This window comes from Pseudomonas sp. HT11 (assembly GCF_044875395.1).
Lineage (GTDB): Bacteria > Pseudomonadota > Gammaproteobacteria > Pseudomonadales > Pseudomonadaceae > Aquipseudomonas.
The window spans coordinates 305,493-326,207 of record NZ_CP173217.1; the positions used below are offsets into that span (position 1 = coordinate 305,493).

Here is a 20,715-nt window from a genome sequence, read left to right on the forward strand (position 1 = left end):
CGTTTCTCACAAAGCTTTCCGGCATTTACGGTTTGACTGTGATTTTTGTGGGCCGCATCCATCAAATTGCGGGAAGCACTTGCTCCCGATGGCGGCCCATCAGTCAGACATTTATCGATTGCACCATTACTGTCGCGAGGAAGCCTCCTCCCACATTTGTTTTGTGATGGTCCTACACCCGCTGTCGAATATGTCTTATTGGCCCTAGGCCAGCGCGTCACCCTGTGTATCATCCTGTCTCTTTTTTCCTTGTGACCTTTCTCGATTCGCTGAGCGCGCTGGTCTATGTTTTGGGCTCGTTTCAGCGGTCAATGGAGTGACAGCTTATGCACAACACCCTCCAACAGGTCTTTGGTTATCCACAGTTTCGTTTGGGCCAGGAAGAGGCGGTCAGCGCCGTACTGGCCGGTCGTTCGGCCGCTGCTATTTTCCCCACCGGCTCGGGCAAGTCGTTGTGTTATCAGCTGTCGGCGGTGCTGTTGCCGCACCTGACGCTCGTGGTGTCGCCGTTGTTGGCGTTGATGCAGGACCAGCTGGGTTTCCTGCAACGCCATGGCATTTGCGCCGGCAGTATTGATTCGGCGCAGAGCCGCGAGGACGCCAATGATGTGATGGCCCGGGCGCGTTCGGGCGAGCTGAAAATTCTGATGATTTCCGTGGAGCGCCTGAAGAACGAGCGCTTCCGTAACTTCCTGCAAAGCGTGCAGATTTCGTTGCTGGTGGTGGACGAGGCGCACTGTATTTCCGAGTGGGGCCACAACTTCCGTCCGGACTATTTGAAGCTGCCGGACTACCAGCGTCAGTTCAATATCCCACAAGCGCTGCTGCTGACGGCTACAGCCACGCCCAAGGTGATTGCAGACATGCAGGCGAAGTTCGCCATTGCGCCGGACGATGTCATCACCACAGGCTTCTACCGGCCCAATCTCAACCTGCTGGTGGAGCCGGTGAGCGGGCATGACAAACGTCGGCGCCTGGTCGAATGGATGAGCGAGCGAGCCAATCAGCCAAGTATCGTCTACGTCACCTTGCAGAAAACTGCTGAGCAGATCGCCGAACATCTGAACCGCAACGGCATTCAGGCCGAGGCTTATCACGCCGGTTTGCCCCACGACAAACGCGAGGGTATCCAGCAGCGTTTCATGGGTGGGCGCTCCAATTGCATCGTCGCCACCATCGCATTCGGCATGGGCATCGATAAAAGTGACATCCGCAATGTGGTGCACTTCGACCTGCCTAAATCCATTGAGAACTACAGCCAGGAAATCGGCCGTGCAGGGCGTGACGGGCAGCCGTCCGATTGCCTGGTGCTGGCCAACCGCGACAGCCTCAATGTGCTGGAAAACTTCGTGTACGGCGACACGCCGGAGCAGGCGGGCATTCTCCGTGTGCTGGAGGAGTTGCAGGCGGCGCGCGGCGAGGGGCAGTGGGAGTTTTTGTTGAGGTCGCTGTCGGACCACAGCAACATCCGCGAGCTGCCACTGAAAACGCTGCTGGTGCAGTTGGAGCTCAAGGGCGTGACTGCGCCGCGTTATGCTTTTTACGCCGAGTACCGCTTCAAGTACCTGATCGAACCCGAGGCCTTGCTGGCGCGTTTCTCCGGCGAGCGACAGCAGTTTGTCGCGGCGATCATTGCGGTATGCAGTCGCGCCAGAACCTGGGCGACCGTGGATTTCGACGCGCTGTACCAACAGCACAATGCCGAGCGCAGCCGGGTGGTGAAAGCGCTGGATTACTTCCAGGAGCAGGGTCTGATCGAGCTGGAAAGCAAGCAGATGACGGAGGTTTACAGCTTGCTGCACACCGAGTTCGACCCACAGGCGTTGAGCGAGGAGTTATACACAGGCTTCAAGCAGCACGAGGTGACGGAGGTGGCGCGGATCCATGCCATGCTCGATCTGTTTGCCACCGAAGAATGCCTGGGCCAGCGTTTGGCCCATTACTTTGGCGATGAAAATGCGCCGCTGCGCTGCGGGCATTGCTCGGTATGCCATGGCCACGTGGCGCATTTACCGCCGCCGCCGAGTTTGCCAGCGCTTGTGGATAAAAACTTCATGGCGCTGTGCGGTGATTTTATCCACAGGCATCATGAGCACACCGGGCAACTGCCGGGCGCGGAGCGATTGACACGATTCCTCGGTGGTATCAGCGTGCCGCTGTTTACCAAGTTGAAGGCGCGGGGTATTCCGGGCTTCGCTGCGCTGGAGGCGTATCCCTACGCCGAGGTGCGTGAATGGGCCCAAGCCCATCTGAACGACCTGTAAATCCACTCATGAGAGCTGCACATGTCTGATTCGATGCCGCAACGCGCTGACTACCGTCACTTCCAACCGATCATCACGCGTTGGCACGATAACGATGTGTATGGTCACGTGAACAATGTCACCTACTACAGCTTCTTCGACACGGCGGTGAATACTTACCTGATTGAAGAGGGTGGGTTGGATATTCACGACGGTGAAGTGGTGGGGTTTGTGGTGAGTTCGGCGTGCGATTACTTTGCGTCGATCGCGTTTCCCGATCGCATAGAGATTGGCCTGCGCGTGGGCAAGTTGGGCAACAGCTCGGTGCAGTATGAGTTGGCGGTGTTCAAGTCAGGCGAAGACGATGCCTGTGCGGCGGGGCGCTTTGTGCACGTCTTTGTGGACCGCGCGTCGAACCAGCCGGTGACGATTCCGGGGCGGTTGCGCGAGGCGTTGCAGCGACTGGTGGTGTGAGGCAGCCATTGTGACCAATGAGGCTCAAATGTGGCAGCTGGCTTGCCTGCGATAGCGGTGGTTCAGGTTTAGTTGCGCTTCCTGACCCAACGCTATCGCGGGCAAGCCCGGCTCACACAGGGAGTTTCCGTGTGCCTTGGACCGTTGGCTTAACGGTGACGGTAGTGATGCTTGTTCTTGCGATGCCCGTACGCATGGCCACGGCCACGATGGTCATCACGGTCATAGCGACGGTTATCCCGCCCGCGATAGCGACGGTCGTCGTCATCGCTCTTGTTGCCCATGTAGTTGCCCAGCGCGCCACCTGCACCGCCGCCTGCGGCTGCGCCGATCAGGCTGCCGGTGTTGCCACCCATGCTGCGGCCCACCACGTTGCCGCCTGCCGCGCCGAGTGCGCCGCCAATGGCTGCTTCACCACGGCTGCGCTTGTCAGCGCCGACTGCACTGCCGCCCGCGCCGCCCAGCGCCGCGCCGATGGCCGAACCGGTGTTACCGCCGACCTGCTGGCCAACAACCGAACCTAGAACCCCGCCCAATGCGCCGCCCACACCGGCTTCGGTGGTGCCACCGGCCATGGCTGCGCCACTGACCAGGCCAAGGGACAACAAGAGAATCGAGGAAAACTTCATAGAGAGACCTCAAGAGGATGACGGCGCGATCCTGAGGTTGTATCGGGATGCTGACAATCGAAAACCGACCAGTGGTACAGGTTGTATACAATTCTCTAAGTTGCTGTTTTGTATGGGGAACTTAAGTTGTTTTTGCGAGTCTTTAACTACTTCGGAACGGCCGCTTTTATGCAAAAGCGGCCTTTTTTGTGCCTTGGGTTTTTAGTAGCCATGGCGAGCGGCCTGTTGTGGTGAGCGGGCTTGCCCCGCGTTGGGCTGCGAAGCGGCCCCTGATAATGTCACCGCATTCTGTCAGTCAGAAGGCAGTGCCTGGACCAGGGGCTGCTACGCAGCCCAACGCGGGGCAAGCCCGCTCGCCACAATCGGTCCCGGTGTCGCAACAAGCCCGCTCGCCACAACGGGTCTCGGTCAGGCCGAGCGTGCCATGATCAACCCGGTCGCACTCGCTGCTTCCAGACGGATCGCCACAAACTTCGATGTCGGCGTATGGCTGCCATCACCGGTGCTCTCCAGCGGCACCAGCGGGTTCACTTCCGGGTAGTAAGCGGCTGCCTGCCCCGCCGGAATATCAAACGCCAGCAACGTAAAGCCCTTCACTCGGCGTTCACGGCCATCTTCCCACAGCGAAACGATGTCGGCTTTCTGCCCGGGCTTGAAGCCCAGGCGGATGATGTCGGCTTCATTGACGAACAACACGTCACGCTGACCTTTCACGCCACGGTAGCGGTCGTCCAGGCCGTAAATGGTGGTGTTGTACTGATCGTGAGAGCGCATCGACTGCATGATCAGGTCCGGCACCCGGCCCGTGGCGTGGGTGCGTTCGTGGATCAAGTCTTTGGGCAGCACGTTGGGGCGGAAATTGGCGCGGCCCGAGGGCGTGTTCCAGCGGCGTGCGCCGGCGGAGTTGCCCAGGTAGAAACCGCCCGGGTGTTTGATGCGCTCGTTGAAGTCCTTGAAGCCTGGGATGGTGTCGGCGATCAGGTCGCGGATGCGCCCGTAGTCGGCGACCAGCCAGTTCCAGTCCACCGGTTTGCTGCCCAGGGTTGCGGCAGCAATGCCGGCAAGAATCGCAGGCTCGGATTTCATCAGCTTCGACAGTGGCTGCAGTTGGCCATTGGAGCCGTGAACCATGCTGAACGAGTCTTCCACCGTGACCGCTTGCGGGCCGTCGGCCTGGATATCGATGTCGGTACGGCCCAGGCACGGCAGGATCAGCGCGTCTTTACCGTGCATCAAATGGCTGCGGTTGAGCTTGGTGCTGATCTGCACGGTCAGGTCGCAGCTGCGCAGCGCTTCAAAGGTGCGCGGGCTATCGGGCGTGGCTTGGGCGAAGTTACCGCCCAGGCCGATAAACACTTTGGAGCGGCCTTCGAGCATCGCGTGGATGGCTTCCACGACGTTATGGCCATTGTGGCGCGGCACCTGGAACTGGAAGCGCCGTTCCAGGGAATCGAGGAATGCCACGGGTGGGCGTTCGTTGATGCCCATGGTGCGGTCGCCCTGCACGTTGCTGTGGCCGCGCACCGGGCACAGGCCGGCGCCTGGGCGGCCGATGTTGCCGCGCAGCAGCATCAGGTTGGCGATTTCCTGGATGGTCGGCACTGAGTGGCGATGCTGGGTGATGCCCATCGCCCAGCACATGATCACGTTCTTGCCTTTGGCGTACATGCGCGCCGCTTGCTCGATCTCCACCAGGGTCAGGCCGGACTGCTCGACGATCTCATCCCACGAGGTGTCATCGATCTGGCCGAGGTACTCCAGCACGTTGGTGGTGTGCTCGTTGAGGAAGTCGTGATCGAACACGGCTTCTTTGCCTTCGGCCTGGGCCAGGCGCTCCCACAGCAGCAGGAACTTGGCCATGCCGCGCAGGATGGCCATGTCGCCGCCCAGTGCCGGGCGGAAGTAGGCGGTGTTGGTCGGCTTGTCGCCGTTGGTGAGCATTTCCAGCGGGTGTTGCGGGTGCTGGAAGCGTTCCAGGCCGCGCTCTTTCAGCGGGTTGATGCACACCACCTGAGCGCCGCGTTTAACTGCCTCACGCAACGGTTCGAGCATGCGCGGGTGGTTGGTGCCGGGGTTCTGGCCCCATACGAAAATCGCATCGGCGTGTTCGAAGTCGTCAAAGGTCACCGTGCCTTTGCCAACCCCCACGCTTTGCGCCAGGGCTACGCCGCTGGCTTCGTGGCACATGTTCGAGCAGTCCGGGAAGTTGTTGGTGCCATAGGCGCGCACAAACAGCTGATACAGGTACGCCGCTTCGTTGCTGGCGCGGCCCGAGGTGTAGAACTCGGCCATGTCCGGGCTTGGCAGTGCGTTGAGGTGCTTGCCGACCAGGTCGAACGCCGCTTCCCAGCTGATCGGCGTGTAGCGGTCAGTTTCGGCGTCATAGCGCATCGGCTCGGTCAGACGGCCCTGGTATTCCAGCCAATAATCGCTTTGCTCCAGCAGTGCGGTGACGCTGTGCTTGGCAAAAAATGCGGCATCCACGCGGCGTTTGGTGGCTTCCCAGTTGACCGCCTTGGCGCCGTTTTCGCAGAACTTGACCATGCCGCTTTCCGGCGAGTCGCCCCAGGCGCAGCCCGGGCAGTCGAAACCGCCGTTCTGGTTGGTCTTGAGCATCATGCGCAGGTTTTTCAGCGCGTTGTCGCTGGTCAACCAGGCCTGCGCCACGCTGATCAGCGCGCCCCAGCCGCCAGCCGGGCCTTTGTAGGGCTTGTAGCGCGGAGTCGGGGTTTGGTCGGCTTGGTGGTGCTGGCTCATGACTGGTTCTCCATCGCAGGGCTGTAGACCCGCGGCGCACTTTTCTGCGGCAGGTGGATGAGATTGAGGTTGTGTCGGCGGGCCCATTGCAAGGCGAGGCCAGTGGGCGACGACAGGCTGACCAAGGTTTGGATGCCTGCGCGCAGAACTTTCTGGATTAATTCGAGGCTGCAGCGACTGGTGACAATCGCCAGGCCGCCGTCGGTCGGAATCTTTTGGCGGATCAAGGCGCCGATCAGCTTATCCAGGGCGTTATGCCGGCCGATGTCTTCGCGGCCCATCAGCAATTCGCCCTGATTATTCATAAATACCGCCGCATGCACTGCGCCGCTGTATTGGCCCAACGGCTGGAACGCGCTGATGCGCTGGCGCAGGCCGTCGAGCCATTCGGCGGGTGGCAAAGGCGCGCCGGGCAGCACTTGAAGGTCTGGCAGGGCTTGCTCCACCGCCTCGACACCGCACAAACCGCAGCCACTGGTGCCTGCCAATTGGCGGCGCTGCTGCTTGAGGTTCCAGAAGGCACGACTGGAAATTTGCACCTGAGCGTACTGGGCGGAGCCCGAACCGCTGAGTTTCAAGTCATATATGTCGCTAACGTCGGCGATAATGCCGCTGCCGATGCTGAAGCCGACGATAAAATCTTCCAGGTCCGTGGGCGTCACCAACATGACCGCCTGGCTGATGTCGTTATAGGCAATCGCCAACGCCACTTCTTCCGCCAACGCTGTGCTGGCGACTTCTGTGTGTTCGAGGTTGCAAAACTGGTAGCTCTGGCTGGAGGCGGGCGCGGGCGTTTCGAGGGCGGGGGCCGCGCAGAGTGGGCGCTTGGCGTTCATGTGGCAGTACCACCGGCGGATTGATCAGTGTTTAGACTAGGCGCGACAAAGGGTCGCGTCTAATCGCCAGTACTGATCTATCGATAGATGGCGTCGATCAAGGCTCTTGCTGCGATTTTTGAAACAGCGCGAAACAGGCTTCCGCCAATGCCGAACGCGGTGCGCTGCGACGCATGATCAGCCCTAGGCGAGCCAATGTGTGAGCGTCTTCAATGGGTTGCAGGCGCAGGTGCTCAGTCAGTGCATCCAGGCCGCCGTCCAGTGGCATCACCGCGCAACACAGGCCGCCGTGAACGGCTTGTAACAATTGATGCACGGCATCGGTTTGCAGCAGCGGTTGCGGGTGGAGCCCGCGACTGTGGAAGTTGTGGTCGATGGACTGACGGAAATGCATGCCGCTGGTGAGCATGCCCAGCGGCAGTTCGATCAGCGCTTCCCAGCTCAATGGCTTGTCGCCGAAGCTGAAAAAACGTTGGTCGTAGAGCAGGCCCATGCGGGTTTCGCCCAAGGCCAGCGAGTCGAAGCGCTCGTTATCCAGGCGCTCCAGGTAGGACACGCCGAGGTCCAGGCGGTTGCTCGCCAGCTGTTCGAGGATTTGCTCGGAGCTCAATGCCGACAGTTCAAAGCGCAGGCTCGGATGCTCTTCGTGCAGTTGCTTCATCAAGGCCAAGGGATCGAAGCTCGACAACGGCACCACACCCAGGCGCAAGGTGCCGACCAGATTGCCGCGACAGGCCGCCGCTTCGGCCTGCAAGCCGTCATAGGCCGCCAGCACCGTACGCGCCCACGCCAGCACGCGTTCGCCCGGCGCGGTAAAGCCTTCAAAGCGCTGGCCACGATTGACCAGCGGCAAGTCCAGCTCTTCTTCCAGGTTACGCAAGCGCATCGACAGGGTCGGCTGGGTGATATGGCAGCGCGCGGCCGCCTGGCCGAAGTGGCGCGTCTCGTCGAGGGCGATGAGGAATTTCAACTGTTTGATGTCCATCTTCGCTCCGGGCTTATTCCAATGGCGGGGGATTCTAGCGCGTTTGGGTCTTTGGTCGGCCTGGAACCCAAGACAGCAGGACTGGTCTAGTCTTGGGCATCTGGAACTTAAAAACCCAAGGAGAGCGCACCATGAGTATTTTTAGCTTTGTTAAGGAAGCAGGCGAGAAGCTTATTGACCTGTTGACGCCGGGTAACGCCAACGCAAGTGATGAGTTGAAGAAACACATCAGCGATGTCGGGCTCGGAAACCCGAATATCACCGCAACCGTTGATGGCGACAAGGTCACCGTGAAGGGTGAAGTTGCCACTCAGGAAGAGAAAGAAAAAATCATCCTGGCTGCAGGCAACATCGCAGGTGTTGGCAGTGTAGAAGACCAGATCACCGTGACCGGCCCGGCTGTGACAGCTGCCCGTTTCGTCGTCGTGAAAAAGGGCGATACGCTGAGCGCGATTTCCCTGGCGATGTACGGCAACGCCAACCAGTACAACAAGATCTTTGAGGCCAACAAGCCATTGCTCAAAGATGTGAACAAAATTTACCCAGGGCAGACACTGCGCATTCCTGAGTAATACGCGGGCCCAACGGTGGGAGCGGGTTTGTGTGGGAGCTGGCTTGCCTGCGATAGCATCACCTCGGTGTCATTGATAAACCGAGGTGCCGATATCGCGGGCAAGCCCGGCGCCCACACAAGGCCGCTCCCACTTTTGATTAGAGCCCGGCGATCAGATCCCGGTAATCCCCCACCGCCGCAAACTCTGCCGTGTCCTTTGGCCCCTTCTTGCTGTCCGGTTCTTTCACTGCCAGCAGATGCCCCACGCCAAAATCGCGCGCGCTGCGCAGGATCGGCAAGGTGTCATCGATAAACAGGCTACGGGCCGGGTCGAAGTGGATGTCGGCGTGCAGGGCTGCCCAGAATTGTGGGTCTTCCTTGGGAAAACCATAGTCATGGGAGCTGATCAACCGCTCGAAATACGGCGCCAGTTCAATGCGTTCCAACTTCAAAGACAGCGAATCACGATGCGCGTTGGTGATCAGAATCACGCGCTTGCCGGCCTGTTTGATCGCCGCCAGAAAGGTATCCGCGTCCGGGCGCAGGGCAATCAGGTGGGCCGTTTCCAACTTGAGTTCGCGCACCGGAATATTCAGCTCCGTGCTCCAGAAATCCAGGCAATACCATTGCAACTGTCCCGCGTTACGCTCGAACAGTGGCTGCAATTCCATATCGGCCATGGCGCGGCTCACGCCGTGCAGCTCGGCGTAGCGCTGGGGCAGGTGCTCCATCCAGAAATGGTTGTCGAAATGCAGGTCGAGCAAGGTGCCGTCCATGTCCAGCAGGACGGTGTCGATGGCGTGCCAGGGCAAAGAGGGCATGGGGTGTTCTCATGTAAGTAAAGATATCCGACACAGACAATCGGAAAAGCCACGGTATAGTAACCCGATCACGCCAAGGAGCCGCTTATGCGCCAGAAACCCACCGTCCTCGCCCGCGAAATAGTCGCCAGTAGCCGTTTGTTCCGCGTGGAGGAAGTGCAATTGCGCTTTTCCAATGGCGTTGAACGGACCTACGAGCGCCTGGTAGGCCGCGGTGCCGGCTACGGCGCGGTGATGATCGTGGCGATGATTGACGACGATCATGCGTTGCTGGTGGAAGAGTACTGCGGCGGCACCGATGAATATGAGGTGTCGTTGCCCAAGGGGCTGATCGAACCCGGCGAAGACGTACTGGCGGCGGCCAACCGTGAACTCAAGGAAGAGGCCGGTTATGGCGCGCGTCAGTTGGAACACATCACCGAGCTGTCGTTGTCGCCCGGCTACATGAGCCAGAAAATCCAGGTGGTGTTGGCCACCGATCTGTACGAAGAGCGCCTGGAAGGCGATGAGCCTGAGCCGATGCGGGTCGATCGGGTTAACCTGCGCGAGCTGTCGCAGCTTGCGCAAAATGAGCAGTTCAGCGAGGGGCGCGCCCTGGCGGCACTGTATCTGGTACGAGACCTGTTGACCCAGCGTGGAGCGTTTATCGCATGAGCGAACTGTTTTTAGGCCACCCGTTTATTGCCCCTGTGATTGAGCTGGCCCGTCAGGCCGGTGAAGTGATCCTGCCGTATTGGCGCGCCGACGTGGCGGTCACCTCCAAGTCGGATGACTCGCCGGTGACGGCAGCGGACCTGGCCGCTCACCATCTGATTCTCGCCGGCCTTACCGCGCTCGACCCGAGCATTCCGGTGCTGTCCGAAGAAGACGCGGATATCGACCAAAGTGTGCGTGCGGGCTGGCAGCGCTGGTGGCTGGTTGACCCGCTGGATGGCACCAAGGAATTTATCTCTGGCAGCGAAGAGTTCACCGTCAATATCGCCTTGATCGAACAAGGCCGCGTGGTGTTTGGCGTGGTATCGATGCCCACCAGTGGCCGTTGCTACTTCGGTGGCGCGGGGCTGGGGGCGTGGCGTTCTGATGTGAACGAAGCACCCAAGCAGATACAGGTACGCCAGACGCCGGCAGCGGGTGAAGTTTTCACCGTGGTTGCCAGCCGTCGCCACAGCAGCCCTGAACAGGAGCGCCTGCTGCACGGCTTGAGCGAAGGCCTGGGAGCGTTGAAGCTGGCGAATATCGGCAGCTCGCTGAAATTCTGCCTGTTGGCCGAAGGCAGTGCCGATTGCTACCCACGTTTGGCGCCGACGTCGCAATGGGACACCGCAGCGGCCCAGGGCGTGTTGGAAGGCGCGGGCGGCGAGGTGTTGGAGTTGAGTGGTGAGCCGTTCAGCTATCCGGCGCGTGAATCGTTGTTGAACCCGTTCTTTTTGGCGCTGCCGGCCAAGGCCGCATGGCGGGAACGCCTGCTGACCCTGGCGAGATCTTGAGCCCGGCGTAGATTCAATGTGGGAGCTGGCTTGCCTGCGATTTCAATAGATCAGCCACCAACGCTGTGACTGTCAGACCGCTATCGCAGCGTATCTACATAACTTCCGATAACCGCAAAATAGGTAGCAGGCGACCTTTCGTGGCGAGCGGGGCAAGCCCCGCGTTGGGCTGCGAAGCGGCCCCAATAAGAACACCGCGCTCTGCTTATAGACCGCAGTTTCAGGTTTTAGGGCTGCTTCGCAACCCAACGCGGGGCAAGCCCGCTCGCCACGGAGGGTGGTGTCGCCATTCGAGATTGTGTAGATACCGTGGTAATCCAGCTCCCATATTTTTTGGGGGGTGGCGGTTAACGGTGCAAGACGTACTGGCCAGTGAACGCCACCGCGCGCTCCTCACTCCCCTCATTCACAATCCACGTCTCCAGCGTCAGCCGCGCGCGACCATAACGGTTATACGTCGCCACAAAACGCTTCCACACCTTCTCCTCCGGCGCCCTGCACACCACCGTCGCATCCCGTGTGACGGGCAGCGGATAGCTGATCTGCCCTTCCTGAATCACGATATGCCCGTCTTCGATGCCTTCTTCACGCAATTGCAGGTGCAGCCAGCCCCAGCCCGCCAGCACGGCGCCGCAATACAGGCTGCCGCCGAACATGGTGCTCTTGTGGTTGATATTGGCTTGCAAGGGCAGGTGCAGCTGCAATTGGCCGTGTTGCCAGTCGAGCACCTTGAGGCCCATTTCCCGGGTAAGCGGGATGTCGTGGTGCAGGATGGATTCCAGGTAACGGCTGTCGCGGCTCATGGCGGCCTCTTGGCGAGTGGGCGGGGTCATTCGTCGTCGGCGCTGTGGCTGGCGCTGTCGGCGAAGTTCAGGCCGTGCTTGCGCAGTTTGTCGTGCAGGGTTTTGCGCGGTATGCCCAAGGCTTCCGCGAGGCTGCGCACCGAGCTGTGAGGGCGGGTCAGCTCAGCGGCGATCAGGCTTTTTTCGAACTGCTCGACTTGTTCGCTCAGACCGCCCGGCGTGGAGGTCAGGACGCCAGCGGCAGGGTTGTCCGCCGTGGCGTCCAGTGCCAGCTCGAGCCCCAGGGCAAAGCGTTCTGCCGCATTCTGCAGTTCGCGCACATTGCCGGGCCAGCTATGGCGCAGCAGCAGCGCGCGCTGGCCCGGTTGCAGTTCGTTAAGCGGCAGGCCGTGACGGCTGCTGGCCTCGTCGGCAAAGTGTTGAAACAGCATCAAGGCATCCTCGCCGCGCTCGCGCAACGGTGGAATGCGCAGCGGTGCCACATTGAGGCGGTAATACAAGTCGGCGCGAAAGCGGCCCTGATCGGCAGCCTGGCGCAGGTCTTCCTTGGTGGCAGCGATGATGCGGATATCCAGCGGGATCAGTTGATTGCCCCCCAGGCGTTCCACCACGCGCTCCTGCAGCAGGCGCAACAGCTTGACCTGCACGTCCAGGCTCATGCTTTCGATTTCATCGAGAAACAGCGTGCCGCCGTTGGCGAATTCGAATTTGCCGATACGGCGTTTCTGCGCGCCGGTAAATGCCCCCGGCTCATGGCCGAACAGCTCGCTCTCGACCACCGATTCCGCCAGGGCGCCGGCGTTGATCGCCACAAATGGCCCGCTGCGTCGGCTGGACAGGTCGTGCAGCGCACGCGCCACCACCTCTTTGCCGGCGCCGGTTTCGCCGAGGATCAGCACGTCGGCGCGGGTCGCGGCCAGGGCGCCGATCTGCTCGCGCAGGCGCAGCATTTGCGGCGAATGCCCGACCAGGCGCGTGCTCAATTGCTGACGGTCACTGAGGGCCAGGCGCAGGCTGCGGTTGTCCAGCACCAGGCGGCGCAGGGCCAGGGCGCGGCGCACGCTGTCGAGCAGGGCATCGCTGGCGAAGGGTTTTTCAAGAAAGTCATAGGCGCCGGCCCGCATGGCTTGCACCGCCAGCGGCACGTCGCCGTGGCCGGTGATCAACAGCACTGGCAGTTCCGGGTCCTGGCCGTGCAGTTCGGCGAGCAACTCCAGGCCGTCCATGCCAGGCATGCGGATGTCGCTGACCACCACGCCCGGCCAGTCCCGCGACAGGCGCGCAGTGAGGCCGGTGGCTTCGCCCAGGGTCAGGACGTTCAGCCCGGCCAGGTCCAGGGTCTGGCACAGGGCCTGACGCAGGTGTGGATCGTCGTCGATCAACACCACCTGAATCTGGTTATCGATACTCATACACTGCGGTCCTCGGACGGTTGCAGACTGACGCCCGGCGAGCCGGCACGCAATTTCAAGGTTAACAGCGCGCCGCCTTCCTTGTGGTTGGCAAACAGCAATTCGCCGCCAAAGGCACGCATCAACGTGTCACAAATTGCCAGCCCCAACCCAAGGCCCTGGGTGCGCGTCTTGGTTGTGTAGAACGGCTCGCTGGCGCGGCCCAGGGCTTCCATGCAAAAACCTGGACCGTTGTCGCGAATGTACAGGTTGACGCCCTGTTCGGTGGTTTGGGCACTCAACCAGAGTTTGCGCGGCGGGCCTTTTTCGGTGAGGGCGTCGAGGGCGTTAGCCAGCAAGTTGCCGAGTACCTGGCGCAGACGGGTTTCGCCGGCTTGTACCCACAGGGTTGCTTCTGGCAAATCACGGATCAGCTCGACTTCCATCGAGCGTCGCCGCTTGGCCAGCAACGCCAATGCATCGTCCAGCGCCGGTTGCAGGGCCACGCTTTCCGGTGCGTGGCGGTCGCGGCGGGCGAACGCGCGCAGATGCGCGATGATCGAGGCCATGCGCCCGGTCAGTTCGCTGATCAGTTTGAGGTTGCCGCGAGCGTCATTGGTGCGCTCGTGGTCGAGCAGGATTTCGGCGTTTTCTGCATAGCTACGAATCGCCGCGAGCGGTTGATTGAGTTCGTGGCTGATGCTCGCCGACATGGTCCCCAGCGCTGACAGTTTGCCGGCTTGCACCAGATCGTCCTGGGCACGAACCAGCTCCTGCTGGGCGTGTTCGCGCTCAAGCACTTCCTGCTTCAGACGCCGGTTGAGGCCTTCAAGGTCGCTGGTGCGCTCGATCACGCGGGCTTCCAGTTCGCGGCGCGCCTTGGCTTCAAACGCGATGCGTTCCAGATAATGGCGACGGCGCTGCATCATCAAGCCCAGCAGCAGCATCAGTACCAGCAACGTGGCGCCGCCGACCGCTACCACCGTGCGCACCGGGCGATTGATCAGCGAGCGCGGCGCCAGAATTTCCACTGTCCAGCCGGTTTCGGCAATGGCCGAGGATTGGCGCAGCCACGCCGTCGTACTCAAGGCCAGCGGCTGTGGGTCGCGCGTTGGGTAGGGCTGGATCGCGATGATGGCTTGGCGCTCTTCGGCAGTCAGCGGCCGTGTCGCACGGAATCGCCATTGCGGGCGCGACGTAAGGATCACCACGCCGTTGTGGTCCGTCACCAGCAGTTGTTCCGGGGTTTTGCCCCACAGGCTTTCGGTATGGTCCAGGTCGACCTTGACCACCAGCACGCCGATGATCTTGTCGCCATCGCGCACGGCGGCGGCGAAGAAGTAGCCGCGTTTGGCCGACGTGGTGCCCAGGCCGAAAAACCGGCCCAGGCGCCCGGCCATGGCTTCGCTGAAATAGGGGCGAAACGAGAAATTGCGCCCGACAAAGCTGTCCTGCTTGTCCCAGTTGGAGGCGGCGAGCGTTTTGCCGGTGGTGTCCATCAGGTACATCACTTCCACCCCGGCCTGGGCGGCGACGTTCTTGAGCAACAGGTTGGCGTTGACCAGGTTGGTGCTGACATCGGGCGCATCCAGCGCGGTGCGCAGGGCCGGCAAGTCACCCAGAATCTGGGGCAGCACTTCATAGCGGTGCAGGGTGCCGAGCAGGTTGGCGACGTAGAGGTCGAGGGTCTGGCGGTTTTGACTGGCCAGTTCGCTGCCGTAATAACGCTCGGCCAGGTGTTCCAGCGGCCACAGCAGCGGTGCCAGGCACAACGCCAACAGGGCGAGGCTGCGCCAGCGGGGTCTTCGCGGAAGGGGTGGAGTCATGGGAATCATGCGCCTGTGGGGACAGGCGCATTATGCCTAGCTGTGGTGCGTGATGCTGTTGTTATGCGATCAGGTCTTTTGGCTCGGTGTTACCCAGGCGCTCACCTTGATAGCTGCCGTCCTGGACGCGGCGGCACCAGTCGAGGTTATCGAGGTACCACTGCACCGTTTTGCGCAGGCCGGTTTCGAAGGTTTCTTCGGGCACCCAACCCAGTTCGTGCTCAATCTTGCTGGCATCGATCGCGTAGCGCTGATCGTGGCCCGGGCGATCCTTGACGAAAGTGATCAGGTCGGTGAATTTTTCCACGCCCGCCGGGCGATTGGGTGCCAGTTCTTCGAGCAGGCCACAAATGCCGCGTACCACGTCGATATTCTTCTGCTCGTTGTGGCCGCCGATGTTGTAGGTCTCGCCCACCACACCTTCGGTAACCACTTTGAACAGCGCGCGAGCGTGATCTTCGACGAACAGCCAGTCGCGCACTTGCAAGCCATCACCGTAGACCGGCAGTGGCTTGCCGGCGAGGGCGTTGAGGATGACCAGCGGGATCAGCTTTTCGGGGAAGTGGAACGGCCCGTAGTTGTTCGAGCAGTTGGTCAGCAGCACCGGCAAACCGTAAGTGCGCTGCCACGCGCGGACCAGGTGGTCGGACGCCGCCTTGCTGGCCGAGTACGGCGAGCTGGGCGCGTAAGGCGTGGTTTCAGTGAACAGGTCGTCCACGCCGTGCAGGTCGCCATAAACCTCATCGGTAGAGATATGGTGAAAGCGAAACGCGCTCTTGGCCGGCTCTTCCAGCGTTTGCCAGTAAGCGCGAGTGGCTTCCAGCAAGCTGTAGGTGCCGACGATGTTGGTCTGGATAAAATCCGACGGGCCATCAATGGAGCGGTCTACGTGCGACTCGGCCGCCAGGTGCATGATTGCCTGAGGCTCAAAGCGCGCAATCACGGCGCTGACCGCGGCCTGGTCGATGATATCGGCCTGCACGAACTCATAGCGGCTATTGGACGCAATGCTGGTCAGCGATTCCAGGTTGCCGGCGTAGGTGAGTTTGTCCAGGTTGAGCACTTCGTGCTCGGTGTTTTGAATCAGGTGACGAACCAGGGCGGAACCGATAAAACCGGCACCGCCGGTGATGAGAATACGCATGTCGAGGGCCTTTTCCTTAGACGAAGACTTGGCGAAGTTGGCATAGCTTGAGTTGTGAATCGGGACGGCGCAAGCCCGGTATGCGTGAGGGGTTGATTAACAGCCCCGAACAATGGCGATATAGGCGCCTGAAAAAGCAGAGGTCGCCACAATGTTGCTCGCCACATTGATCCATCGTGCCAGTTTGCCTTGCCCACAAATAAGCGCCGATCAAGCCGCGCAATTGCTCGAGCAACATTACGGTTTGACGGGCGCGTTGCAGTCGCTGGGCAGCCAACAAGACCTCAATTACCGAGTTGACAGCGAGCGTGGCCGCTTTGTTCTGAAGATCTGCCGGGGCGACTACGCCGCCGTTGAACTGCAGGCCCAGCACGCCGCCCTCAATAACCTGCAAGCGCACGTGCGCGTGCCCAAGGTGAACCGCGCACTGACCGGGGAAGACCTGCTGACCGTCACCGTGGGCGGGCAAACCGTGCACCTGCGGTTGCTTGACTATATCGACGGCCAGCCCCTGACGCAGCTGCCGCACCTGGGCCGTGACGTAATCGCAGGCTTCGGTGAGTTGTGTGGACAGGTCAGCCGCGCACTGGAGCATTTCGAGCACCCGGGCCTGGACCGCACGTTGCAATGGGACCCGCGCCACGCCCATGCACTGATCACGCACCTGCTGGCCAACCTGGATAACCTGCCGCACCGCGACGCCATCGAGCGCGCGGCCAACCACGTACACGCGCGCCTTCAGCCTTTGGTCGATCACCTGCCGTGGCAAGCCGTACACCTGGACATCACCGATGACAACGTCGTCTGGCAGCGCGACGCCCAGCGGCATTGGCAGGTCCAGGGCGTGATTGATTTCGGCGATTTGGTGCACACCTGGCGCATTGCCGACCTGTCGGTGACCTGCGCGGCGCTGTTGCACCATGCCGATGGAGACCCCTTTGCCATCCTGCCGGCGATCCAGGCCTGCCACGCGGTGACGCCATTGCAGCGCGAGGAATTACAGGCGTTATGGCCGCTGATCGTGGCGCGCGCGGCGGTGCTGGTGCTCAGCAGCGAACAGCAGCAACGCCTTGATCCTGACAACACTTACCTGCTGAAAAATGCCGAGCACGAGTGGGAAATTTTTCATGTGGCGACCTCGGTGCCGTATGCGCTGATGGAGGCGGCGATCCTGAGCTGTGTCGCAGAAGCGTTGCCGCCGATGGCCGACCAAGACTTCGCGCCGTTGCTGCCTGGCCTGGTGGGGCGTGAGTTTGCGCTGATCGACCTGGGCGTACTCAGCCCGCATTTCGAGGCCGGCAATTGGGAGTTGCCCGGCATAGACCGCCGGTTGCTGGATGAAGCGGCGACCGTGCATGGGTTGGCGGCCAGCCGGTATGGGCAATACCGGTTGTCGCGAACGCGCGCCGACAGTGCCGTCGAGCCGCAGACTTTCCCGCTTCACGTGGAATTGCATCTGCCTCACGGCACCGTCTTGGAAGCGCCCTTTGGCGGTACGTTGCGCCCAGGCGACGACGGTCTGTTGTGCTTGCATGCCGCTCAACTGAGCCTGCGTGTCGGCGGCGTGAAAACCGCATTGAAACCGGGCTCGGTGCTGGTGAAGGGGCAACTGCTCGGTGAGGTGCACGCCCCGCTCACCGTACAGTTATGCCGTGCCGAGCTCGAGCCGCCGTTGTTCTGCACGCCGTCCAGGGCGCCGGCGTGGCAAGCCCTCTGCCCGTCGCCGGCCACGTTGCTGGGGCTGGCCTGTGATGCCGAGCCGGAACTGGACCCCGAAGCTCTGCTGGCGCGTCGGGATGCCAGTTTCGCTCGCTCGCAGAAGCACTATTACGTCGACCCGCCGCGCATCGAGCGCGGCTGGCGCAACCACCTGATCGACATGCAGGGCCGTTTCTACCTGGACATGCTCAACAACGTCGCCGTGCTGGGCCATGGCCACCCGCGCATGGCGGCGGTGGCGGCGCGGCAATGGTCGCTGCTCAACACCAATTCGCGCTTTCACTATGCGGCAATTGCCGAGTTTTCCGAGCGTTTGCTGGCATTGGCGCCAGAGGGCATGGACCGAGTGTTTCTGGTCAACAGCGGCACCGAGGCCAATGACCTGGCGATTCGCCTGGCCTGGGCCTACAGCGGCGGGCGCGACATGCTCAGCGTGCTGGAGGCGTACCACGGCTGGTCGGTGGCGGCGGATGCGGTGTCGACCTCGATTGCCGACAACCCGCAGGCGTTGAGCAGCCGCCCGGACTGGGTGCACCCGGTGACCGCGCCGAACACCTATCGCGGCGAGTTCCGTGGGCAGGACAGTACGCCGGATTACGTGCGAAGCGTGGAACACAACCTGGCGAAAATCGCCGCGAGTAAACGCCAGTTGGCAGGGTTCATATGCGAGCCGGTCTACGGCAATGCGGGGGGCATTTCCCTGCCGCCGGGTTATTTGCAGCAGGTGTACGCGCGGGTGCGCGCCCAGGGCGGCGTGTGCATCGCCGATGAGGTGCAGGTGGGTTATGGGCGCATGGGCCATTTTTTCTGGGGCTTTGAAGAGCAGGGCGTGGTGCCGGACATCATCACCATGGCCAAGGGCATGGGGAACGGCCAACCGTTGGGCGCGGTGATCACCCGGCGCGAAATTGCCGAGGCGCTGGAGGCCGAAGGGTATTTCTTCTCGTCGTCGGGGGGCAGCCCAGTCAGCTGTCAGATCGGCATGGCCGTGCTGGACGTGATGCAGGAAGAAAAGCTGTGGGAAAACGCCCAGGTGGTGGGCGGGCATTTCAAGGCGCGCTTGGAGCAGTTGATTGATCGTCACCCGCTGGTCGGCGCTGTTCATGGCTCCGGCTTCTATCTGGGGCTGGAGTTGGTGCGCGACCGCCTTACCCTGGAACCGGCCACCGAAGAAACGGCGTTGCTGTGTGACCGGTTACGGGAGCTGGGGATTTTCATGCAGCCTACGGGTGACTACCTCAATATCCTCAAGATCAAGCCGCCGATGGTCACGTCCAAACGCAGCGTGGACTTCTTCGTCGACATGCTGTCGAAGGTGCTGGATGAACAATTGTAATAGTCGATTGTTATCGGTTATCTGCTGTATTGCTTTCTGTTTATCGTCTGTTTTTCCTTTTAAAGCCGATTTTTATCCGTTATAAAGTCGGTCTTCACCCCATTCGGAGCCCTGAACGCCATGACCACCCTGCACAGCACACCTCGCGCCGATGGCTTCTACATGCCCGCCGAATGGGCTCCACAGACTCAAACCTGGATGATCTGGCCTGAGCGCCCGGACAACTGGCGCCTGGGTGGTAAGCCCGCGCAGGCTGCGCACGTGGCGGTGGCCAAGGCCATCGCGCGCTTTGAGCCGGTGACGGTGGGTGTGTCGGCCGGGCAATACGAAAACGCGCGCGCACGGTTGGACGTGCCGAATATTCGCGTGGTGGAAATGTCCAGCGATGACGCTTGGGTGCGCGACACCGGCCCGACCTTCGTGATCAACAACAGCGGCGAAGTGCGCGGCGTGAACTGGGATTTCAATGCTTGGGGCGGTTTCGACGGCGGCCTCTATGCGCCGTGGAACCGTGACTCGCAGGTGGGCGGCAAGATTCTCGAGATCGAACGTGCGCCGCGCTACCGCACCGAAGGCTTCGTGCTGGAAGGTGGCTCGATCCATGTGGACGGGGAAGGCACGTTGATCACCACCGAAGAATGCCTGTTGAACCGCAATCGCAACCCGCACCTGGATCGCGCGGCCATCGAAGCGGTGCTCAGCGCCAATCTGGCTGTGGATAAGATCATCTGGTTGCCGGACGGTCTGTTCAATGACGAAACCGATGGCCATGTGGATAACTTCTGCTGCTATGTGCGCCCAGGCGAAGTGCTGCTGGCGTGGACCGACGACCCGCAAGACCCGAACTACGCGCGCTGCCACGCTGCCATGGATGTGCTGCAAAGCAGCACCGACGCCCAAGGGCGCGCATTCATAGTGCATAAAATGCCGATCCCGGGGCCGCTGTATGCCACCGAAGACGAGTGCGCGGGCGTCGACCCGGTGGACGGTAGCCAGGAACGTAACCCGAGCGTGCGGTTGGCCGGTTCCTACGTGAATTTCCTGATCGTCAACGGCGGCATCATCGCGCCAAGCTTCGACGACCCGTTGGACAGTCAGGCCAAGCAGATTCTGCAGAACCTGTTCCCGCAGCACGAAGTGGTGATGGTGCCGGGGCGCGAACTGTTACTGGGTGGCGGCAATATCCATTGCCTGACCCAACAACAGCCGGCGCCGCACAAAAACTGAGTGCAGTTGTAACAGCGTCTGAACAACAGCGCGGCGCTACCCCTTCATAGCGCTGATAGCAAGCCCGCGGCCCTGCACGGCCGCGGGCTTTTTTGTATCCGAATGCCTATAAATACGGGACATTGGCATAGCTCTTGTATCGGTGTGGTCACAGTGACTCGAGGCGATGACTGCGCAGTTCTGTCACAAACCTTGAGTAAGTTAGCCGCTCACGCAGTAGGAGAGAGCGCTGAAATGAATGCCGATATCAACCTGATCTACACGCGCCCGTTCCACCCCACGCGGGTCAACGGTGATGCGATCCATGCGTTGGCGCTCTGGTTGAAGGCAAACAGCTCGCGGCGGGTCAGTCACGCTGACTTGCGCCGTGTGATGAGTGAACGTTACCCGGCGGGGCTGTTCAGTGAGGATGAAGTGCGCGCGTTGTGTGAATTGTTGAAAAACTGAAGGGCACTGAGATCAGCGATGGCAGCGGGCTTGCCTG

Annotated in this window: 17 protein-coding genes; 8 read left to right on the top strand and 9 right to left on the bottom strand. The window is 61.3% G+C overall.

The genetic code is table 11. The features are described 5' to 3' along the window. Positions 1-326: 326 nt before the first annotated feature. Entirely contained in the window at positions 327-2,264 is a 1,938-nt protein-coding gene (locus ABWL43_RS01290) for an ATP-dependent DNA helicase RecQ (RefSeq protein WP_404486347.1), read from the top strand. Between the two features lie 21 nt (positions 2,265-2,285). Next, entirely contained in the window at positions 2,286-2,717 is a 432-nt protein-coding gene (locus ABWL43_RS01295; protein ID WP_262208100.1) for a thioesterase family protein, read from the top strand. A gap of 149 nt (positions 2,718-2,866) precedes the next feature. Here the strand turns inward: ABWL43_RS01295 and ABWL43_RS01300 are convergent, their stop codons facing one another. The 4 genes from ABWL43_RS01300 to ABWL43_RS01315 all read right to left on the bottom strand — a co-directional run bounded on the left by ABWL43_RS01300 (position 2,867) and on the right by ABWL43_RS01315 (position 7,924). Further along, positions 2,867-3,346 (bottom strand): glycine zipper domain-containing protein, encoded by a 480-nt coding sequence (locus ABWL43_RS01300; protein WP_145159820.1) that lies wholly within the window; start codon positions 3,344-3,346, stop codon positions 2,867-2,869. A gap of 408 nt (positions 3,347-3,754) precedes the next feature. Continuing rightward, positions 3,755-6,103: an FdhF/YdeP family oxidoreductase gene (locus ABWL43_RS01305; protein WP_404486350.1), complete on the bottom strand. Its 2,349-nt coding sequence runs from the start codon at positions 6,101-6,103 to the stop codon at positions 3,755-3,757. After that, positions 6,100-6,939: a formate dehydrogenase accessory sulfurtransferase FdhD gene (fdhD, locus tag ABWL43_RS01310; protein ID WP_404486352.1), complete on the bottom strand. Its 840-nt coding sequence runs from the start codon at positions 6,937-6,939 to the stop codon at positions 6,100-6,102. Before fdhD ends, ABWL43_RS01305 begins: the two co-directional genes overlap by 4 nt. 97 nt (positions 6,940-7,036) lie before the next feature. Further along, positions 7,037-7,924 carry a LysR family transcriptional regulator gene (locus ABWL43_RS01315; protein WP_242198682.1) on the bottom strand — a complete coding sequence of 296 codons (888 nt, stop codon included), beginning with the start codon at positions 7,922-7,924 and terminating at the stop codon, positions 7,037-7,039. 131 nt (positions 7,925-8,055) lie between these two features. Between ABWL43_RS01315 and lysM the strand changes: the two genes are divergently transcribed. Next, entirely contained in the window at positions 8,056-8,496 is a 441-nt protein-coding gene (lysM, locus tag ABWL43_RS01320) for a peptidoglycan-binding protein LysM (protein ID WP_404486355.1), read from the top strand. A 139-nt stretch (positions 8,497-8,635) separates the two neighbouring features. Here lysM and yrfG read toward each other — a convergent pair whose 3' ends face one another. After that, entirely contained in the window at positions 8,636-9,298 is a 663-nt protein-coding gene (yrfG, locus tag ABWL43_RS01325; protein ID WP_262208093.1) for a GMP/IMP nucleotidase, read from the bottom strand. Positions 9,299-9,385: 87 nt separating this feature from the next. On the opposite strand from yrfG, the gene nudE reads away from it, so the two are divergent. Beyond that, complete coding sequence (gene nudE, locus ABWL43_RS01330; protein ID WP_106577427.1) at positions 9,386-9,952, top strand: ADP compounds hydrolase NudE; 567 nt, start codon at positions 9,386-9,388, stop codon at positions 9,950-9,952. Then, a complete protein-coding gene (gene cysQ / locus ABWL43_RS01335; RefSeq protein WP_404486357.1) occupies positions 9,949-10,785 on the top strand; it encodes a 3'(2'),5'-bisphosphate nucleotidase CysQ in 837 nt (278 codons plus the stop codon). Before nudE ends, cysQ begins: the two co-directional genes overlap by 4 nt. A 347-nt stretch (positions 10,786-11,132) precedes the next feature. Here cysQ and ABWL43_RS01340 read toward each other — a convergent pair whose 3' ends face one another. From ABWL43_RS01340 to rfbB, 4 genes are all read right to left on the bottom strand, one after another. Then, positions 11,133-11,588 carry a thioesterase domain-containing protein gene (locus ABWL43_RS01340; protein WP_106577429.1) on the bottom strand — a complete coding sequence of 152 codons (456 nt, stop codon included), beginning with the start codon at positions 11,586-11,588 and terminating at the stop codon, positions 11,133-11,135. 26 nt (positions 11,589-11,614) lie between these two features. Beyond that, the gene (locus ABWL43_RS01345; RefSeq protein ID WP_404486359.1) at positions 11,615-13,000 is read right to left on the bottom strand and encodes a sigma-54-dependent transcriptional regulator; all 1,386 of its coding nucleotides are present in this window, start codon (positions 12,998-13,000) and stop codon (positions 11,615-11,617) included. After that, complete coding sequence (locus ABWL43_RS01350; RefSeq protein WP_262208090.1) at positions 12,997-14,805, bottom strand: ATP-binding protein; 1,809 nt, start codon at positions 14,803-14,805, stop codon at positions 12,997-12,999. The genes ABWL43_RS01345 and ABWL43_RS01350 overlap by 4 nt, the downstream gene beginning before the upstream one ends. Before the next feature lie 61 nt (positions 14,806-14,866). Further along, positions 14,867-15,949 carry a dTDP-glucose 4,6-dehydratase gene (gene rfbB, locus ABWL43_RS01355; RefSeq protein ID WP_145159837.1) on the bottom strand — a complete coding sequence of 361 codons (1,083 nt, stop codon included), beginning with the start codon at positions 15,947-15,949 and terminating at the stop codon, positions 14,867-14,869. 151 nt (positions 15,950-16,100) lie between these two features. On the opposite strand from rfbB, the gene ABWL43_RS01360 reads away from it, so the two are divergent. The 3 genes from ABWL43_RS01360 to ABWL43_RS01370 all read left to right on the top strand — a co-directional run bounded on the left by ABWL43_RS01360 (position 16,101) and on the right by ABWL43_RS01370 (position 20,678). Continuing rightward, positions 16,101-19,004: an aminotransferase gene (locus ABWL43_RS01360; RefSeq protein WP_404486362.1), complete on the top strand. Its 2,904-nt coding sequence runs from the start codon at positions 16,101-16,103 to the stop codon at positions 19,002-19,004. Positions 19,005-19,124: 120 nt separating this feature from the next. Beyond that, entirely contained in the window at positions 19,125-20,231 is a 1,107-nt protein-coding gene (gene aguA, locus ABWL43_RS01365; RefSeq protein WP_404486364.1) for an agmatine deiminase, read from the top strand. A 234-nt stretch (positions 20,232-20,465) separates the two neighbouring features. After that, complete coding sequence (locus ABWL43_RS01370; RefSeq protein WP_404486366.1) at positions 20,466-20,678, top strand: hypothetical protein; 213 nt, start codon at positions 20,466-20,468, stop codon at positions 20,676-20,678. Positions 20,679-20,715: the final 37 nt, after the last annotated feature.

Excerpts from the sequence above, each read along its gene's own strand:
- ABWL43_RS01290 (WP_404486347.1), top strand. The coding sequence starts at position 327 with ATGCACAACACCCTCCAACAGGTCTTTGGTTATCCACAGTTTCGTTTG.
- ABWL43_RS01295 (WP_262208100.1), top strand. The coding sequence starts at position 2,286 with ATGTCTGATTCGATGCCGCAACGCGCTGACTACCGTCACTTCCAACCG.
- ABWL43_RS01300 (WP_145159820.1), bottom strand. The coding sequence starts at position 3,346 with ATGAAGTTTTCCTCGATTCTCTTGTTGTCCCTTGGCCTGGTCAGTGGC.
- ABWL43_RS01305 (WP_404486350.1), bottom strand. The coding sequence starts at position 6,103 with ATGAGCCAGCACCACCAAGCCGACCAAACCCCGACTCCGCGCTACAAG.
- fdhD (WP_404486352.1), bottom strand. The coding sequence starts at position 6,939 with ATGAACGCCAAGCGCCCACTCTGCGCGGCCCCCGCCCTCGAAACGCCC.
- ABWL43_RS01315 (WP_242198682.1), bottom strand. The coding sequence starts at position 7,924 with ATGGACATCAAACAGTTGAAATTCCTCATCGCCCTCGACGAGACGCGC.
- lysM (WP_404486355.1), top strand. The coding sequence starts at position 8,056 with ATGAGTATTTTTAGCTTTGTTAAGGAAGCAGGCGAGAAGCTTATTGAC.
- yrfG (WP_262208093.1), bottom strand. The coding sequence starts at position 9,298 with ATGCCCTCTTTGCCCTGGCACGCCATCGACACCGTCCTGCTGGACATG.
- nudE (WP_106577427.1), top strand. The coding sequence starts at position 9,386 with ATGCGCCAGAAACCCACCGTCCTCGCCCGCGAAATAGTCGCCAGTAGC.
- cysQ (WP_404486357.1), top strand. The coding sequence starts at position 9,949 with ATGAGCGAACTGTTTTTAGGCCACCCGTTTATTGCCCCTGTGATTGAG.
- ABWL43_RS01340 (WP_106577429.1), bottom strand. The coding sequence starts at position 11,588 with ATGAGCCGCGACAGCCGTTACCTGGAATCCATCCTGCACCACGACATC.
- ABWL43_RS01345 (WP_404486359.1), bottom strand. The coding sequence starts at position 13,000 with ATGAGTATCGATAACCAGATTCAGGTGGTGTTGATCGACGACGATCCA.
- ABWL43_RS01350 (WP_262208090.1), bottom strand. The coding sequence starts at position 14,805 with ATGACTCCACCCCTTCCGCGAAGACCCCGCTGGCGCAGCCTCGCCCTG.
- rfbB (WP_145159837.1), bottom strand. The coding sequence starts at position 15,949 with ATGCGTATTCTCATCACCGGCGGTGCCGGTTTTATCGGTTCCGCCCTG.
- ABWL43_RS01360 (WP_404486362.1), top strand. The coding sequence starts at position 16,101 with ATGTTGCTCGCCACATTGATCCATCGTGCCAGTTTGCCTTGCCCACAA.
- aguA (WP_404486364.1), top strand. The coding sequence starts at position 19,125 with ATGACCACCCTGCACAGCACACCTCGCGCCGATGGCTTCTACATGCCC.
- ABWL43_RS01370 (WP_404486366.1), top strand. The coding sequence starts at position 20,466 with ATGAATGCCGATATCAACCTGATCTACACGCGCCCGTTCCACCCCACG.